Genomic DNA, 15,979 nt, shown 5'->3' on the forward strand with positions numbered 1-15,979 from the left:
AAATGCGCGGATTCGAGGCGCGACGGACCCGGGGCCCGGCCCATCGGCGCGAGCCCCGCAGGCCCGTACGAATCAGCGCCCGGGCGTCACGGGTGGCTGGTGAGGTAGCCGCCCATGGTGCGGAAGTACTCGGTCGCGGTCAGCTCGGTGCCGTCGTCCAGGCGGACCCGCTCGATGGCGAGGCCACGGCTCCTGCCGCGGCGGGCCTCGGCGCCGGCCACGATGACGACGGCGTCGTTCTCGCGGATGAAGATCCGACCGGGCGTACCGCCGTAGTTGCCCTGCGAGACGGACGCGGCGGTGATGCGCAGCCGCCGCCCCTGGTGGAACGCGTACGCGTTCGGGTAGGGGTCGGACTGCGCCCGGATCAACCGGTCCAGCTCCTCCGCCGACCAGGTCCAGTCGATGCGGTTGTCCTCATCGGACCGTTTGTGGAAGAAGCTGGCCTTCGAGCGGTCCTGCGGCGTCCAGTCGGTCTTGCCCGAGGCGATCAGCGCGAGACCGTCGACGGTGATCGGCCCGAACAGCTCCAGCGTCTTGTGGAAGAGATCGGTCGTCGTGTCCCGTGGGCCGACCGGCACCGACCGCTGCAACACGACGTTTCCGGCGTCCAGCTCCGCGTCCATCATGTGCGCGGTCACCCCGACCTCCTTCTCGCCGTTGATCAGAGCCCAGATCAACGGCGAGAAGCCCGCGTACGCGGGGAGCAACGAGTCGTGCACGTTGAGTGTGCCAAGCCGGGGCAGCTCGAAGATCTGCGGTGGGATCCAGGTACGCCAGTTGGTCGCCACGATGACGTCCGGATCGGCCTTCTCCAGCGGGACCAGCAGATCGTCGTCGGGCCGGTCGCGGACCTCGACCGGAACGCCGTGCGCCGCCGCGAGGTCCGCGACGGAGTCGCTCCAGATCCGCTCGTACGCGTGGTCACTCGGTGGATGCGTGACCACGAGAGCGACCTCGTGCTCCGAGTCCAGCAACGCCTGCAGGGTCCGATGCCCCCACGTCTGGTACCCGAACATGACTACCCGCACGGTTCCTCCTGGCCCATCCAACTCGGCGAAAGTTAGGTTAGTCTAACCTAGCTTTCTGCCGTCCCTGGGGGGCGGCTCTTTCATGCGCAGGATGTCGACACGCTCGACCTGACGATGAGGACCGCCGATGTCACAGGCCGCTCCGTACGGCGCCACACCGGTCTACGACCTGCTCGGAATCGGCTTCGGTCCGTCCAATCTGGCCTTGGCGGTCGCCGTGCACGAGCACAACGGCGGCCCCGGCGCGGCCGACCCGCTCACCGCCGTGTTCCTGGAGCGCCAGGCCCGGTTCGGTTGGCACCGTGGCATGCTGCTGGCGGACGCGACCATGCAGGTGTCCTTCCTCAAGGACCTGGTCACGCTGCGTAACCCCACCAGCGAGTTCAGCTTCCTGTGCTACCTACAGGACCACGGACGGCTGATCGACTTCGTCAACCACAAGAGCTTCTTCCCGCTGCGCGTCGAGTTCCACGACTACCTTGAGTGGGCCGCGGCCAAGGTCGGCGACCTGGTGCGCTACGGCCAGGAGGTCACCAGGGTCGTCCCGGTGCTCCGCGACGGCGTCGTCGAGGCTTTCGACGTGCTGGTACGCCACAGTGACGGCGTCAGCTCGTACCGCGCTCGCAATCTCGTCATCGCGACCGGGCTGCTTGCGCAGACCCCGGCCGGCGTGGAGGTCTCCGACCAGATCTGGCACAGCCGTGACCTGCTGACCAACGTCGACCGGCTCGACGGCACCGACCCGTCCCGGTTCGTCGTGGTGGGCGCCGGCCAGAGCGCCGCCGAGGTCACCGCGTTCCTGCACGAGCGGTTCCCGACCGCCGAGGTGTGCGGCGTGTTCTCCCGGTACGGCTACAGCCCGGCCGACGACAGCGCGTTCGCCAACCGCATCTTCGACCCGGCCGCCGTGGACGACTACTTCACCGCGCCGTCCGAGGTCAAGACGATGCTGATGAACTACCACCGCAACACGAACTACGCGGTCGTCGACGCCGACCTCATCGAGGAACTCTATCGGCGCTCCTACCAGGAGAAGGTGACCGGCGTTCAGCGGCTGCGCCTGCTCAACATGTCCCGGCTGACCGGAGCCCGCGAGCGCGACGGCAGGGTGGCGGTCACCGTCGAGACGCTGACCACCGGCGAGGTGACGGTCCTCGACGCCGACGTCCTGATCTGCGCCACCGGCTACCAGCCGGTCGATCCGTTCCCGCTGCTCGACGACGCGGCCCGGTACTACCACCGGGACGAGTTCGGCCGGGCCGTGGTGCAGCGCGACTACCGCATCCGGGCGGACGCCTCCGTGCTGGCCAACGTCTACCTGCAGGGGGGCACCGAACACTCGCACGGCATCAGCGCCTCGCTGCTGTCCAACGCGGCCGTACGCGCCGGCGAGATTCTCGGCTCCATCGTCGGCCGTCGCACCGATGACCGCCCGATGGCCACCCGCGTCGCGGTGACCGCAGGCGTGCCGGACTGACGCGGAGTCGATGAGGTTGAGTATCCGGCCGCCGTGGCCGGTGCCCGTCAGGTGGGTGTGGCGCTCCCGTGCATGGTTCATCCCTCCCCGGGAGGTGCACCGCCTGACCAGCCGGCACGCACGTCGGGGCCGGGCTGCGGTGCCGCCACCGGCGTTCCGGACTGCGGCGGTGAACACGGCGAAGCGGTGCAGGTTGTCCAGCACCGGCGCACCGGCGACGTAGGAGAGTTGAGTGTCCGCGCCAAGGCTGAACGGCCAGAACCACAGGTTCATCAGTAGGCCGTAGCCGTAGGCGGCGAACGCCCCGTATCCGGCCAGGACGGCCACCTCGGTCCGGCCGCGTAGCCGTGTGGGGAGCAGGCCGGCGCCGAGCCCGATCCAGGAGGCGCACAGCATCTGGAACGGCAACCATGGGCCCACCCCGGCGGTGAGCAGCGCGGAGGCGAACAGCGACGTCGAGCCGAGGAGGAACCCGAAGCCCGGCCCGAAGACCCGACCGGCGAGGACGAGCAGGAAGAACACGGTTTCGATGCCGGCGGTGCCAGCACCGAGGGGGCGCAGCGCGGCGTTGACGGCGGCGAGTACGCCGAGCATCGCCAGGGCCTTGCTGTCGATGCCGCCGGAGCTGAGTTCGGCCAGGACGACCGCCACGAGCACCGGCAGCATGACGAGGAAGACCAGTGGGGCCTCGCCGGTGCGGGCGGTGCTCTCGGGATGGGCGGGAATGAAGAATGGCCAGGTGAAGGTGGCCAACGCGGCGGCGGAGGCGAGGGCCAGCACCACGGCGGTGCGCGGCGCGATCCGCAGCACGCTCATGCCGGCTCCCTGGTCGGCCCCAGCGCGGCGGTGACCTGCTCGACAGTGAGCCACGGGGCCGGGGCGAGGACCTTGGCCACCTGCGGGGCGAACGCCGGTGAGGCGAGCATGACCTCGGCCGTGGTGCCGTCGGCCACGATGTCCCCGTCGGCCATCACGATCACCCGGTCGGCGAGGTTCGCGACGAGTTCGACGTCGTGTGTCGCGACCACCACCGCGTGGCCGGCGGCAGCCAGCCCTCGTACCAGGGCGACGAACTGCCGCTTGGCGAGGTAGTCCAGGCCACGGGTCGGCTCGTCGAGCAGGACCACCGGTGGGGCGGCGGTGAGTTGGACGGCGAGGACGAGCGCCAGCCGCTGCCCCTCGGAGAGGTCCCGGGGGTGCCGGTCGCCGGGCAGACCGGGGGCGAGCCGGTCGAGCAGGGTGCGGCAGGTGCCGGCCGACGCGGCGGTCTCCCGGTCGGCCTGGCGGCACTCGGCGTCCACCGTCTCCAGGTAGAGCAGATCTCCCGGGGTCTGCGGGACGAGTCCGACGTGCCGGCGGGCCTGACCCGCCGACAGGTTCTTCGGATCGACGGTATCCCGCCCGCCCCCACCGGGGACGGTGACGGTGCCGGTGTGGCGGGGTCCGCTGCCCTGCACCGCCCAGAGCAGGCTCGACTTGCCGGAGCCGTTGCGGCCCATCAACGCGACGACCCGGCCGGCATGCAGGTCGAGGTCGACGCCGGCCACGGCGACGGTGCCCGGATACCGCACGACGATCTTCCGGGCGGTCAGCGCCGGGGTGGTCGCCGGGGCGGACGTCGGGTCGGGAGGCGTCGTGTCGGCGAGCTGCTGACGCAGGACGGCGGCCCGTCGGCGGGCGTCGCGGACCGACAGCGGCAGCGGTGCCCAGCCGGCCAGGCGGCCCAGCTCGACCAGCGGCGGCGCGAGATCGACATCGGCCAGCACCGCCGCCGGCTCCCCGTCGACCACCCGGCCGTCGCCGGGCAGGTAGAGCAGCCGGTCGGCGTACTGCACGACCCGTTCCAGGCGGTGTTCGGCCAGGACCACGGTCACGCCCAGGTCGTGGACCAGCCGGGTGACGGTGGCGAGGACGTCCTCGGCCGCGGTGGGGTCCAGGGCGGAGGTGGGTTCGTCGAGCACCAGCACCCGGGGGTGGGTGGTGAGGACCGCGCCGATGGCGACCCGCTGCTGCTGCCCGCCGGACAGGGTCCGCAGCGGCCGGTGTCGCAGCTCGGCTATGCCGAGCAGGTCGAGGGTCTCCTCCACCCGTTTGCGCATCACCGCCGCTGGCAGGGCCAACTGCTCCATGCCGTACGCCAGCTCTTCTTCGACGGTGTCGGTGACGAATCCGGACAGCGGGTCCTGGCCGACGACGCCGACGATGTCGGCGAGGTCGCGGGGCGGATGATGACGGGTGTCCCGGCCGTCGACGATGACGCTGCCATACAGGGTGCCGCCGGTGAAGTGCGGCACCAGCCCGTTGATCGCCCGCAGCAGCGTCGACTTGCCGGCCCCGGTGCGACCGGCGACCAGGCACAGTTCGCCCTCATCGACCCGCAGTGTCACCTCGCGCAGCGGCGGTGGACCGTCGTCGGTGTAGCGGACGGTCACCCGGTCAAAGGTGATCACGCGCGACCTCCGGGTAGGGGCGTCACCGGGTCGCTGGCGCGGGTGGACGCCATGGCGTCACTGACCGGCACGGCCACCGTCGTCCGCGTCGGCCAGGGCGGTGAGGATCCGGGCGTACGTGTCGACCAGGTCGTCGAGCCGGGCGAACGGATTGTCGCCCTTGGCCAGCAGTAGGAAGGTGGCTGGCCCGACCAGCACCGGTCGGGTGCTGATGCCCAGGTCACGCGCCTGCGCGTACTCGCCCAGGGCCTTTTCCGGATGCGCCGCGAACACGGTGTCGGGGTCGATCTCCGGCACCAGGTAGTGGTAGTTGGTGTCGAACCACTTGGTGAGTTCCAGCGCGGGTGCGGCATCGACGCCACGGGCCATGGCGAAGTAGGTGTCGAGTTGACCGAGGCCGAGCCGGGCGAAGCGGTGGGGGACCGCACCGACTGCGACGGCGGTGTCGAGCATGTGGTCGTAGTAGGAGAACGTGTTGGACGGGATGGCGTCGAGCCGGGCGTCGCGCAGCGTCCGCCACACGTCGGCGCGTAGCCCGGTGGCGATGTCCTCCAGGCCGGTGGCATCCAGCGTGCCGGCCCAGTACGCCTCGACGGCCCTCTTCCACTCGCGGTGGGCGCCGATCCGGGGGTAGCCGAGCACGGTGCTCTGCCCGAATGAGGTGGTCACAGGTGGTCCTTCCCTCGCGGTGACCGGCGACCACGCGAGAGAGGAAGACGGCTACGCCACGGCGTAGCCGACATTCCGCCCTGGCCCTCCCGAGAGGCCGCCGACGGCGCGTACCGGTGGTACGCGCAGTGCTGGCAGGTCTTCGGACTCGTGGGCGTGACACAGGGTCGCCTACTGGCCGTCGCTTCCCAGACCTTGCGGTCCAGTGCTCTGTTGACGGCGGTCGTTCCCACTCACCGCTGCGGGGCAGTCCCGGTCTTGCACCGGGTTCCCTCTTACGACGCCTCGCCCGAGGACGGGAGAGGCGAACCAGCACCGTCCGCGATCGTGCGCCCCACCGCCGCCTGCCGTGGCCGGTGTCCGAGGCGCGGGACACGGTTCTCGCCACAGGCGTACCGCCGCTGTTCGGGTCATGGGTGACCAGCTCGGACACGTTAACCCCCACGGGTGGTCTTCACCGTGGAAGAAGCGGGCTCGCCCGCCCAGACGGTCAGCGCGTTCGTGCGTTCGCTCGCCGGCTGGTCGTCGCGGCTGAGCCAGGCAACGTGGCCGTCGGGGCGAACGAGGATCTCGGTGACGCCGGCCAGGGCCGGGTGCGATCCGGCCGAGGCTGCCCCGAGGACGACGCGGTCGGCCCAGCTGGCCACCTCACCCGTCGCCGGGCCGGCGTCGGTCAACGTGAGTAGTGCGAACGAGCCTCCGCGCAGCAGTTCGTAGACGCTGGCGTGCGAGGTCAGCGCAACGTCGGGCATGCGGGCACCGATCAGTGGTTCCGCAGACGTGCCGTACCGGGTGTCGAGTGCCGAGACCGCGCCGGCGATCCGCCGGTTGACGACGTCGATGCCGAGCAGATCGTCGAGCAACGCGCGCAGGGCGGTCGCCGGCCGTTCGTACTGTCCGACGAGCGTCAGCTCTAGCAGCAGCGTCTGCACCTCGGTGTTGGCGGTGACGGCGGCACCGACCGGATGCCGCTCGTCGTGGTATGTGTCGAGCAGTCCGTCCGGTGCCCACCCGTGCACTGCCGCGGCCAGCTTCCAGCCGAGGTTCGCCGCGTCCTGCAGCCCGGTGTTGAGGCCCTGCCCGGCCGCCGGGAAGTGGATGTGCGCGGCGTCGCCGGCCAACAGGACGCGGCCGGCCCGGTATCGTGCGGCGAGTCGGGTGGCGTTGCCGAAGCGGGAGAGCCAGCGGGGCTCGGCGACCCCGAAATCCGTTCCGCAGACCCGCAGCAGCGAGGCCCGGAACTCGTCGAGCGTCACCGGCGTTGACGACGGCTCCCGCATCCGTTGCGGGTCGACGGCCACGAAGCGGGTCGTCCCGTCGCCGAGCGGGACGGCCAGCACCCCACCGGATTCGGCCCGGCCCAGGGTGGAGGCGTCCACGACGGCGAAGTCGCCGAGCAGGCCGGTGAGGGTCTCGTCGGTGCCGGGAAACTCGATCCCGGCTGCTTCCCGGACCACGCTGCGGCCACCGTCGCAGCCGACGGCATACATGGCCCGCAGCACGGTGTCGCCGACCGTGACGGCGACACCGTCGGCGTCCTGGGAGACCCCGGTTACCGCTGCACCACGCGAGATCGGTACGCCCAGGCCCCGCACCCATTCGGTCAGCAGCCGCTCGGTCTGCGCCTGGGCGAGGAACAGCGTGTACCCGTGCCGGCTGTCCAGCGCGGCGAAGTTCAGCCGGGTCGGTAGTCCCGCGAAGTGCCATCCGGGCACAGGTTTTCCCTGCGACAGAAATGTGCCGGCCAGCCCGCGCTGGTCCAGCACCTCGACGCTTCGCGGGTGCAGGGTGAGCGCCCGCGAGTGGCGCTGGGGCGAGTCGCGCCGTTCCATGACCCGCACGCGGACCCCGGCCAGGGCCAGTTCCCCGGCGAGCATCAGCCCGGTGGGGCCCGCTCCCACCACGATCACCTCGGCATCCATCCGATACTCCCATCCCGCATGATTAATGAACATCGTTCACGTGAACGTGGTTCACTATAGTGCTGACCATGGGCGCTGAGGCAACCCCCGAACCGAAATCAGGTCCGACCCGAGGTCGGCCGCCCAGGCTCGACCGTGAGCGCACCATCGACGAGGCGCTGCGCCTGCTGAACGAGGGCGGGCTGGACGCGCTGACCATGCGCCGTCTCGCCGAGGCGCTGAACGCGCAGGCCGGAGCCCTCTACCGGTACTTCGCCACCAAACAGGACCTGCTCACCGCGATGGCCGAACGGATGCTCACCGGATGCGCAGACGACGCCGACGGCCCGGACTGGGCGCAGACCGTCACGGCTCTCGCCCATCGGCTGCGCGCGTCCCTGCTCGCCCACCGCGACGGCGCCCGCGTCTATGCCGGCACCCGTTCGATCGGGCCGAACACCCTGGGGTTCGCCGAGGCCGCCGTCGCGGCGCTCATCGAGGCGGATTTCGCGCCCGACGACGCCGCACGTGCGATGTTCTCGATCGTGCACTTCACCATCGGGCACACCCTTGAGGAACAAGCGGCCGCCGGCGACCTGGCCGACCTGACCCAACTGCGCAGGGCCCTGGATCCCGGGGCCTATCCCGCGTTGGCGGCAGCCGGTGCGGCACTGACCGATCCCGGCTTCGCCACCCACTTCGAATTCGGGCTCACAGCCCTGATCGACGGCCTACGTGTCGGGCTCCGAAAATAGGCCGGGAATCCCTGTCCTGGGCATGACAGTGGTCGGCTGAGGCCGAGGTGAGGGACCTTCCGGCAGGCTACGGCTGGCTCGGTGTCGTCATCGGCGGCTGGCCGCTGCGCCGAACTGGTCCACGTCGACGTCAGACAACTCGGCAACATCCCCGACGGCGGCGGCCACACAAGGTCCCCGGCCGGCATCGCCGCCGGGGTGGAGCGCGGGCCGAGCCGAGGCAGGGGATCGGGTGCAGTCCCAGACGACCGGCGGGGTGCCGTTGGCGGTGTTGCTGCTCGGCACGTCGAGGCAGCGCCCGATAGATGCTGACCAGGCTGGTCGGCGTCGGCGTCGGCGTCTGCGGATCGCCGGTGACGCCGCCGCTGACCCGGTAGACCACCGTGCCGTGCGCGGGCACGCTCGCGCTGATCGTGCCGCTGCTGGCCGTCGTGGCACCACTCAAGGCATCCACCAGCGGATCCGCTCTTGCCGATGGCCGCGGCCGTGTGCACGAACCGGCAGCAGGTAGCCACCGCTCCATCAAGCGGGGGAGACCCACGGCGGGCTGCCCCGGTAGCTCTCCGGCTCACCGGGCGAGTCGGTGGCGCGAACGCCAGGGCCGGGAGCCGTGGCGTTCGCGTCGCCGCTCGTCAGTAGCTGCAGCCCGAAGTCGGCAGGCTGGTCACCGGCGGGGGCGCGGCCCCGTCGTACACGGCCAGGAGCCACGGCTGGGGACAGCGGCTGCCGCCGCCCACCTGGATCGCCAGGTGCAGGTGTGGTCCGGTGGAGTTGCCGGTGTTGCCCGTGTCGCCAATCTGCTGACCTGCGGACACCTGCGCGCCGGACCCGACACGGTGGGCGGAGAAGTGGCAGTACGTGAAGATCGCGCCGAGCGCGGTGAGCGTGGCGCCATTGCCGCAGCTGGCGTTGTAGAATGTCTGGACGGTGCCACTCGCCACGGCCAGGGCCGGCGTTCCCGTCGGGACCCCGATGTCGACGGCCGGGTAGTCATGATGCGGGTCGTCGTACCTGCTGCGGGGCGCGGCGCTACGCGGCAGCGGAAGCGAGTGCTGCCCGACGACGGTGTTGGTGAACCAGATCGCCGTGGCGCCCTGGTACAGCACGAGGTTGCCGTCGTTCTGCAGTACGAGGTGGACTCCGCTCCGGCCGGGTGTGTTGGTCTGCCAGATGAACGTGCCGTTGGCCCGGTACAGGACCAGGTTGCCGTCGGTCTGCATGTCCAGGTAGGCGCCTGGATGGCCGTCGGTGTCGGTCTGCCACGAGTATGAGCCGTTCGGCCGGTAGAGGACCAGGTTGCCGTCGGTCTGCATGGCCAGCTTGTGGCGCCTGTCCGCCGAGTACATGTCCTGACCGGGCGTCAACCGCTCGCCCGGCGACAGGACGCTCTTGGGGATCCAGGTGTCGGTCTGCCACAGCACCCGGCCGGACTGCAGCAGCACGAGGTTGCCGTCGTCCTGCAGTTCGAGGCGGGCTCCGCTCCGGCCGGGTGTGTTGGTCTGCCAGATGAACGTGCCGTTGGCCCGGTACAGGACCAGGTTGCCGTCGGTCTGCATGTCCAGGTAGGCGCCTGGATGGCCGTCGGTGTCGGTCTGCCACGAGTATGAGCCGTTCGGCCGGTAGAGGACCAGGTTGCCGTCGGTCTGCATGGCCAACCTGTGCTGCCGGTTGCCGGAGAGCAGATGCTGCCCGCCGGTGAGTCGTTCGCCAGGGCCCAACAGGCGGGTGCCGTGAGCCGCCTGGACGGGCGATGCGGCGGCGGCGATCACGCCGACCGTCATGATTGCCGCCGACACGGCTCCGGCGATCGCGCGCCGCCATCGTGCTGCTGTCACTGTTCGTCTCCTCAGGGATCCGGGCCGCTGCCCCGGAACGTGGTCTCACCGGTTCTGCGGCGAGGGTCTGGCGGTGCGTCCGGTCCGCGTCCGCCGCCGGCACCCGTGGAGGTGTCGGCGCGGTCGTCGATTCTGATGGAGCGCGTCGAGCCCGGATTCGAGCTGATCGATATGGTCGCCGAGCGTCGGTCAACCGGGGTCGCTGCCCTGTGGCAGCCGGCAGAGGTCCCGGCTGAGGGCGAGGATGGCTCGGTGGACGTTCGGCCGAGGACGGCACGGTCGCCGCCGCCCAGGCCGGACGTACCGTGGAAGTCCTGTGCCATCGGCCCGAGTGGCGCACCTCGGCTGGCGGTGCGGTTGCCCTACCGGCCCTGCGGCGGCGGGTTCGCGTCGAGCCGCGCCACAGCCACCGGCCGTTCGGACTCCGCCCGGCCACCGGCTGAGCCTGTCAAAGGATTGATCATTCGGTCCCTTGCCGGGTCGGACGGTGCCGCCCTTGTGTGACGAGTCCAACGACGCAGGAGCGTCCAGCGCCGGGCACACAATACATGTACATCTGTCACTTGAGCGCGATGCCGCCAAGCCATAGCTGGGGATGCGTCAGGGCCTGACTGGTGTCCATTTCGCCAGGCTGGCCGCCTGGCCTCCCTGGCTGGTCAGCTGCCGATTCGGCCAGATCCGGTTCGTACCGGGTGGACGGTTGACCCGGCAACGAGGAGATGGCTGGCTGCTAGCCTGGCGAGCATGGCCCCGGTCCGCACCCCCGCCTGGCGCACCCCGGTCCGCGACGTCCAGGCCACCGCTGGCTCTCAGACCAACTGCAGCGGCTTCGCCCGCGCGGTAGCGGACTTCGAGCCGCAGCCAGACCCCTCGGACGGCTTCGCCTTCGTGGTCGCGCTCGAGGAGCGGCCCGGCGCGTTCCACGACGACGAGTTGGCCGCGTGGTGCTGTGAACACGTCGAGTCGGGCGTCCGAGCGGAGTTGGCCGAGCACTTCGGCGGGGTGCTGCCCCCGGTGCGGGTGGTGCTACGGCGGGTGCTGCAACACCCGGTCGACTCCAACGAACCACGCAACCGGGAGGCTGGCCGGCGCTTGGTGCTCCGCGCGCTGGAGGCGCTCAAGCCCTCACCGTAGTCGCCCGGACCCGCTGGTGAACTGGGCGAACACCGCCGCCGCGGCTTACCGGGAACTGCGGGGGCGATGTGGCATGGCGAACTCCCGTCAAAAGGCAGGAGGGCCGGGCAGCGGAGTGCGGGGGACGGGGGGATCGAGAGAGGTGCGCGTCTGCGGGGGCTACCGCCGCTCGTCAGCGACGGCTGGTGCGGGCCTCGGTGACGTGCCGCGGTAGGTGGACGATCGACGCTGATCAGGGCCGGGTGGAGGGGACTTCGCTGCCGGCAGGCTGACCGTGCGGGCCACCGTGGGGGTGGGGGGTCGCACGGCGGCCCTGTTCCGGGATCGGCCGGGGCGGTGGTGGCGCCGTCGAGGCGCGGACGACGAGTTCGACCGGTTGGTCGGCCGCCGGTGGAAGCTCGACGCCCGGCTTCTCGATGACCTGTACCAGCAGCGCGAGGCCCTGCTGCGCGACGGCGTCGAACGGCTGCCGCAGGGTGGTGAGCGGGGGAGTGACGTAGGCGGCGACCGGGATGTCGTCGAACCCGACGACGCTGATGTCCTCGGGCACCCGGCGCCCGGCCTCGAGTTGCGCGCGGATGAGACCGATCGCCATGTCGTCGTTCGCGGCGAACACCGCGGTCACGGTGCCGTCGCCGGCCAGTTCCCGGCCCGCCGCGTAGCCGGACGCGGCCGACCAGTCGCCCTCGACGACCGGCGGCTCGTCCGCGCCGTGGGCCCGCAGCGCCTCGCGCCAGCCGGCGAGGCGGTCCCGTGCCGAATACCACCGCTGCGGGCCGGCCAGGTGATGGACGGTCGCGTGCCCCAACTCCAGCAGGTGCTCGGTCGCGGCCCGCGCGAGCCGGCCCGCGCCGACCCTGGCGGTCACCACCTGCGGCGCGGTGAAGGTGGGCGGCGCGCCCAGGACCAGGACCGGCACGTCCACGCTGATGATGCCGACGCCCTCGTCGATCGGCTCGGAGATGACGACGCCGTCCACGCCCTGGTCCAGCAGCGACGCCAGGGCGCTCGCGATGCCGCCCGGGTCGCCCTCGATCGTGGTGGCCACCCGAAGCGTGTAGCCCATCTTCCGGACGGCCCGCTCGATGCCCATGAGCCACGACGCCGGCCCGTACAAGGCGCTGCCGAGCGTCACCACGCCGATCGACCGGGTCCGCCCGGAGGCCAGCGCCCGGGCCGCCTGGTTGCGCCGGTAGCCGAGCTCCTCGGCGGCGTCCAGCACCCGCCGGCGCACGTCGGCCGAGACATACGGCTCGTCGTTGAGGACCCTGGACACCGTCTTCTGGGAGACGCCGGCCAGCCGCGCGACGTCCACGCTGCGCGGCGTCGGAGGGCTTCCACCCGGCCTCGCCAGTCGCGTCACGGCACCCCCATCGCCGGCCATAGTCCTGTATGATTGCGCTGTCATGTCTACGCAATCACCGTAAAGAATCCGTAACCCGCCCGTGAGGCTGGCGAAGCACGTTCCTTGTCAACACCCTAACCCCAGTTTCGAATCGAACAGGGCGGGCCGGGGCGCCTGCCGACTTCGCCGAGGACGGCAGTGCTGTCCACGCCTTCGACGTCTCCACGCGGCCGGGTGCCATGGAGGCGAATCGGTTCGCTAATCGACCGGTGCCGCGTCGGTGGACCGGCGGCGCGGAATGCCGGAGCGCGATGCCCTGGTATTCCGGAAGGGTCGTACTCATCGGCGGCCGCTCGACGTTTGCAAGGCGTCAGGAGCAGGAAGTAACCGTCTCGAAACCTTGACTTCATGCTCACCGCACGCATTAATACATATCTATGTATCCGGGCTGCAGCCACCCTTCCCGGGTGGTCGGCGACGCCGGCAGATTTGTCGAATCGGTTCGAGTGTCGGCCTTGAAGCTGCGCCCTGAACCGGTGTAGCGGAGCTGGCGCACGAGTCACAGGAGGTAACCGTGCATCGTACGAACGTCCACTGGGGTGGCCGATTGTCGGCGTCGGCCAGAGGGCTTGCCGCGACCGTGGCGCTCGGTCTGACCCTGACGCTGGGTGGCCTGCCCCTGGCGAACCCCGGGCCGGCCCTGGCCGCACCGGGCGAGACGGGGGCCGTGGCGGCCGCCGGTGTTGACGGTGTGGCGGCCGGGAACGCCGCCATCGCCTCGGTCGACCTGAGCGGGACCTGGGGTTTCACGCCCGCGGGCCGGGCGGCGACCACGATCGCGGTGCCCGGTGGCGGCTGGTACAAGCAGGGCTTCACCACCGTGAACGAGGCGGTGTACTCGCGCAGCATCACCGTGCCGGACTCGGGGCAGCCGCAGTCGGCCTGGATCGAGTTCGGCGCGGTCAACCACCAGGCGACCTTGTCGGTCGACGGCCGGGTGGTCGCCACCCAGACGACGGCGTTCACCCCGTCGAACTTCGACATCAGCGCCTATGCGGCGCCCGGCACCACCCACACGATCACGGTGAACGTGAAGGGCCGCGGCGCGTTGAAGGCATCCAACGGCCGGTACCTGGTGCCCGACGCCGCCACCTGGTCCGAGGCGGTCCCCCAGGGGATCTTCGGGTCCGCGTTCCTGCGGGTGTACCCGGCGGTGTACGTCAGCGACACGTTCGTGCGTACGTCGGTGGCGAACAAGACGCTGACCTACGACGTGACGGTGCGTAACACGTCGGGCAGTTCCCGATCGGTGACGTTGACCGGGTCGCTGTCGTCCAAGAACGGAACGGCTTTCAGCTACCCGGACCTGCCCAGCCGTACGGTCACCGTGGCGGCCCGCTCGACCGCGGTCGTGACCGTCGGGCCGGTCGCGTGGAACCTCGACAGCACCTCGTACTGGTGGCCCAACGTGCCGTACCGGTCGGGGTACCGGGCGCAGCTGCACGGGCTGGCGGTGCATGCCGTCACCGATGACGGCCGGACGAGCGACGCCGACTACCGGTTCGGGTTCCGGGAGGCCACCCAGAACGGTGACTACTACTACCTCAACGGCGTGCGGGTGAACTTCCGCGGCGACAACCTCCAGGGTGCCGACTATGACCGGATCAACAACGGCGGCAAGGGCGACGCGTACCACACCCTGCCCGGCTTCCTGCCCCCGTCGTCCGGCAACGGCGGCTGGCCGCAGGCGGTGGACAACTACCAGCGGCTGAACTACAACGTGGTGCGCATCCACCAGGAGCCCGGAAGCCCGTACATGTTGGATGTCGCCGACGAGATGGGCCTGATGATCATCGACGAGGTCGCGATTCGCGGCTCCCAATCCTCGCAGGAGTGGAAGGAGTCCGTCGGGCACGACAACATGGTCAACCACGCCCGCGCGCTGGTCCTGCGCGACCGCAACCACCCCGCGATCATCCGCTGGAGTCAGAACAACGAGCCGAACCAGAGCGGCCAGGATTCCGAACAGTTCGAGAAGGAGCTGTACGCGGCGATGAACGGTGCCGACGGCACCCGGCCGATCATTGCCGAGGTGGGCGTCGGCGGGAATGTCAGTCTGTATCCCGGGATGACGTACGCCAACTTCGCGGTGATCCCACACTACGTCGACGGCTTCGGCAGGTACGGGGAGGGCCTGATCACCGTGAATGGGCGGCCCGACGGCGAGGGCGAGTACATCTGGCCCGCCTGCAACAACAAGCAGGGCTTCGAGTGGTTCGCCACGGCAACCCTGGCCAAGCGCGGCAAGGGCGCCACCGACCTGCGTCCGTACACGTTGCTGTCCGCCTGGGCCAGCGTGGTGCCCGGCGTGCGGAGCACCGACTTCACCCCGGAGGAGGGTGGTCACCCCATCTACGGCGTGGACAACCTGCCCGACCCGTGGAGCAACCCGCAGATCCAGCGCGTACAGGCGGCGTTCAACCCGGTGGCCGCGGTCGACCTTCCCTTCTGGTCCGCCTCCGGCAATTCGGACTCCAACGGCACCTTCCCGCTGCCGCAGGCGGTACCCAGCTACGCCCGCAACGCCACGGTCACCCGCAACATCACCGTGTTCAACGACGACTTCGCCGACACCTCGGTGGGCTTCACCTGGACCGCCCGGCTCGACAGCCCGACCGGCGCGGTCGTCGCGACCGGCAGCACCAACCTGACCGTCCCACTCGGCTCACGGGTCACCCAGCCGGTGTCCTTCACCACCCCCAACACCGGCAGCCGCGTGTACCTGCAGCTGTCGACCACCAAGGCCGGCAGCCCCGTCTTCACCGACTCGGTCGAGTACTTCAACCTCAGCGGAGGCAGCGGGACCGGACCCACACCGGGCACCTACCGCATCGTCAACCGCAACAGCGGCAAGCCCCTCGCTATCGCCGGCAACTCCACCGCCGACGGCGCCAAGACCGTCCAGCAGAGCGGCACCCCCACCTGGACGATCAGCACCACCCAGGACGCCTACACCCTGCGCTACACCGCCTCCGGAAAGATGCTCGACGTCAACGCCAGCAGCACCACCCAGGGCCTGCAACTGCAACAGTGGTCGGCAAACGGCGGCGCCAACCAGATGTGGTACCTGCGACCCACCGGCGACGGCTACTACACCATCGTCAGCCGCAGCAGCGGACTGGCCGCCGACGTCTCCGGCGCCTCGACCAGCGACGGGGCGCAGGTCGTGCAGTGGACCGCCAACGGCGGCACCAACCAACAGTGGCAGTTCGCACCCGCCTGACCAGCACCAGAGGTGGATGTCGAGCCCGACCGCCGGTGACCAGCTGACGATCGTCGTGATGTCTACTCGGGCACGGGGTTCCCCGTGCCCGAGTAGACC

General features: G+C 70.4%; 10 protein-coding genes, 1 pseudogene and 1 riboswitch. Of the genes and pseudogenes, 4 read left to right on the forward strand and 7 right to left on the reverse strand.

Annotation, left to right across the window (positions count from 1 at the left end):
- Nucleotides 1-86: 86 nt before the first annotated feature.
- Nucleotides 87-1,031, reverse strand: a complete 945-nt coding sequence (locus tag ACQP1S_RS12025; protein WP_432906235.1) for a methionyl-tRNA formyltransferase — start codon at nt 1,029-1,031, stop codon at nt 87-89.
- Nucleotides 1,032-1,158: 127 nt separating this feature from the next.
- Between ACQP1S_RS12025 and ACQP1S_RS12030 the strand changes: the two genes are divergently transcribed.
- Nucleotides 1,159-2,508 (forward strand): lysine N(6)-hydroxylase/L-ornithine N(5)-oxygenase family protein, encoded by a 1,350-nt coding sequence (locus ACQP1S_RS12030; protein ID WP_091253994.1) that lies wholly within the window; start codon nt 1,159-1,161, stop codon nt 2,506-2,508.
- Between the two features lie 105 nt (nt 2,509-2,613).
- Here ACQP1S_RS12030 and ACQP1S_RS12035 read toward each other — a convergent pair.
- From ACQP1S_RS12035 to ACQP1S_RS12050, 4 genes and pseudogenes are all read right to left on the reverse strand, one after another.
- Nucleotides 2,614-3,324: pseudogene (locus tag ACQP1S_RS12035) on the reverse strand (ECF transporter S component); the annotation flags it as partial.
- Nucleotides 3,321-4,958: an ABC transporter ATP-binding protein gene (locus tag ACQP1S_RS12040; protein WP_432906238.1), complete on the reverse strand. Its 1,638-nt coding sequence runs from the start codon at nt 4,956-4,958 to the stop codon at nt 3,321-3,323. The pseudogene ACQP1S_RS12035 and the gene ACQP1S_RS12040, both read right to left, overlap by 4 nt.
- 57 nt (nt 4,959-5,015) lie before the next feature.
- Nucleotides 5,016-5,627: a hypothetical protein gene (locus ACQP1S_RS12045; protein ID WP_432906241.1), complete on the reverse strand. Its 612-nt coding sequence runs from the start codon at nt 5,625-5,627 to the stop codon at nt 5,016-5,018.
- Between the two features lie 116 nt (nt 5,628-5,743).
- A riboswitch (cobalamin riboswitch) is annotated at nt 5,744-5,956 on the reverse strand.
- 105 nt (nt 5,957-6,061) lie between these two features.
- Nucleotides 6,062-7,549, reverse strand: a complete 1,488-nt coding sequence (locus ACQP1S_RS12050; RefSeq protein WP_432906244.1) for an FAD-dependent monooxygenase — start codon at nt 7,547-7,549, stop codon at nt 6,062-6,064.
- A gap of 68 nt (nt 7,550-7,617) precedes the next feature.
- On the opposite strand from ACQP1S_RS12050, the gene ACQP1S_RS12055 reads away from it, so the two are divergent.
- The gene (locus tag ACQP1S_RS12055) at nt 7,618-8,283 is read left to right on the forward strand and encodes a TetR/AcrR family transcriptional regulator C-terminal domain-containing protein (protein ID WP_432907977.1); all 666 of its coding nucleotides are present in this window, start codon (nt 7,618-7,620) and stop codon (nt 8,281-8,283) included.
- Nucleotides 8,284-8,915: 632 nt separating this feature from the next.
- Here the strand turns inward: ACQP1S_RS12055 and ACQP1S_RS12060 are convergent.
- Nucleotides 8,916-10,118, reverse strand: coding sequence for a bulb-type lectin domain-containing protein (locus ACQP1S_RS12060; RefSeq protein WP_432906247.1), 1,203 nt, complete (start codon nt 10,116-10,118; stop codon nt 8,916-8,918).
- Nucleotides 10,119-10,862: 744 nt separating this feature from the next.
- Here ACQP1S_RS12060 and ACQP1S_RS12065 point away from each other — a divergent pair.
- Nucleotides 10,863-11,252: a hypothetical protein gene (locus tag ACQP1S_RS12065; protein ID WP_432906250.1), complete on the forward strand. Its 390-nt coding sequence runs from the start codon at nt 10,863-10,865 to the stop codon at nt 11,250-11,252.
- A gap of 232 nt (nt 11,253-11,484) precedes the next feature.
- Here the strand turns inward: ACQP1S_RS12065 and ACQP1S_RS12070 are convergent, their stop codons facing one another.
- Nucleotides 11,485-12,567, reverse strand: coding sequence for a LacI family DNA-binding transcriptional regulator (locus ACQP1S_RS12070; RefSeq protein ID WP_432906253.1), 1,083 nt, complete (start codon nt 12,565-12,567; stop codon nt 11,485-11,487).
- Nucleotides 12,568-13,171: 604 nt separating this feature from the next.
- Between ACQP1S_RS12070 and ACQP1S_RS12075 the strand changes: the two genes are divergently transcribed.
- Entirely contained in the window at nt 13,172-15,880 is a 2,709-nt protein-coding gene (locus ACQP1S_RS12075) for an RICIN domain-containing protein (protein WP_432906255.1), read from the forward strand.
- Nucleotides 15,881-15,979 lie beyond the last annotated feature (99 nt).

Origin of the sequence: Micromonospora matsumotoense, from assembly GCF_050951065.1 — a bacterium.
Classification (GTDB): domain Bacteria; phylum Actinomycetota; class Actinomycetes; order Mycobacteriales; family Micromonosporaceae; genus Micromonospora; species Micromonospora matsumotoensis.

Bases quoted from the DNA above. Each gene is read 5' to 3' on its own strand.
- ACQP1S_RS12030 (WP_091253994.1), top strand. From the start codon at position 1,159: ATGTCACAGGCCGCTCCGTACGGCGCCACACCGGTCTACGACCTGCTC.
- ACQP1S_RS12050 (WP_432906244.1), bottom strand. From the start codon at position 7,549: ATGGATGCCGAGGTGATCGTGGTGGGAGCGGGCCCCACCGGGCTGATG.
- ACQP1S_RS12055 (WP_432907977.1), top strand. From the start codon at position 7,618: ATGGGCGCTGAGGCAACCCCCGAACCGAAATCAGGTCCGACCCGAGGT.
- ACQP1S_RS12065 (WP_432906250.1), top strand. From the start codon at position 10,863: ATGGCCCCGGTCCGCACCCCCGCCTGGCGCACCCCGGTCCGCGACGTC.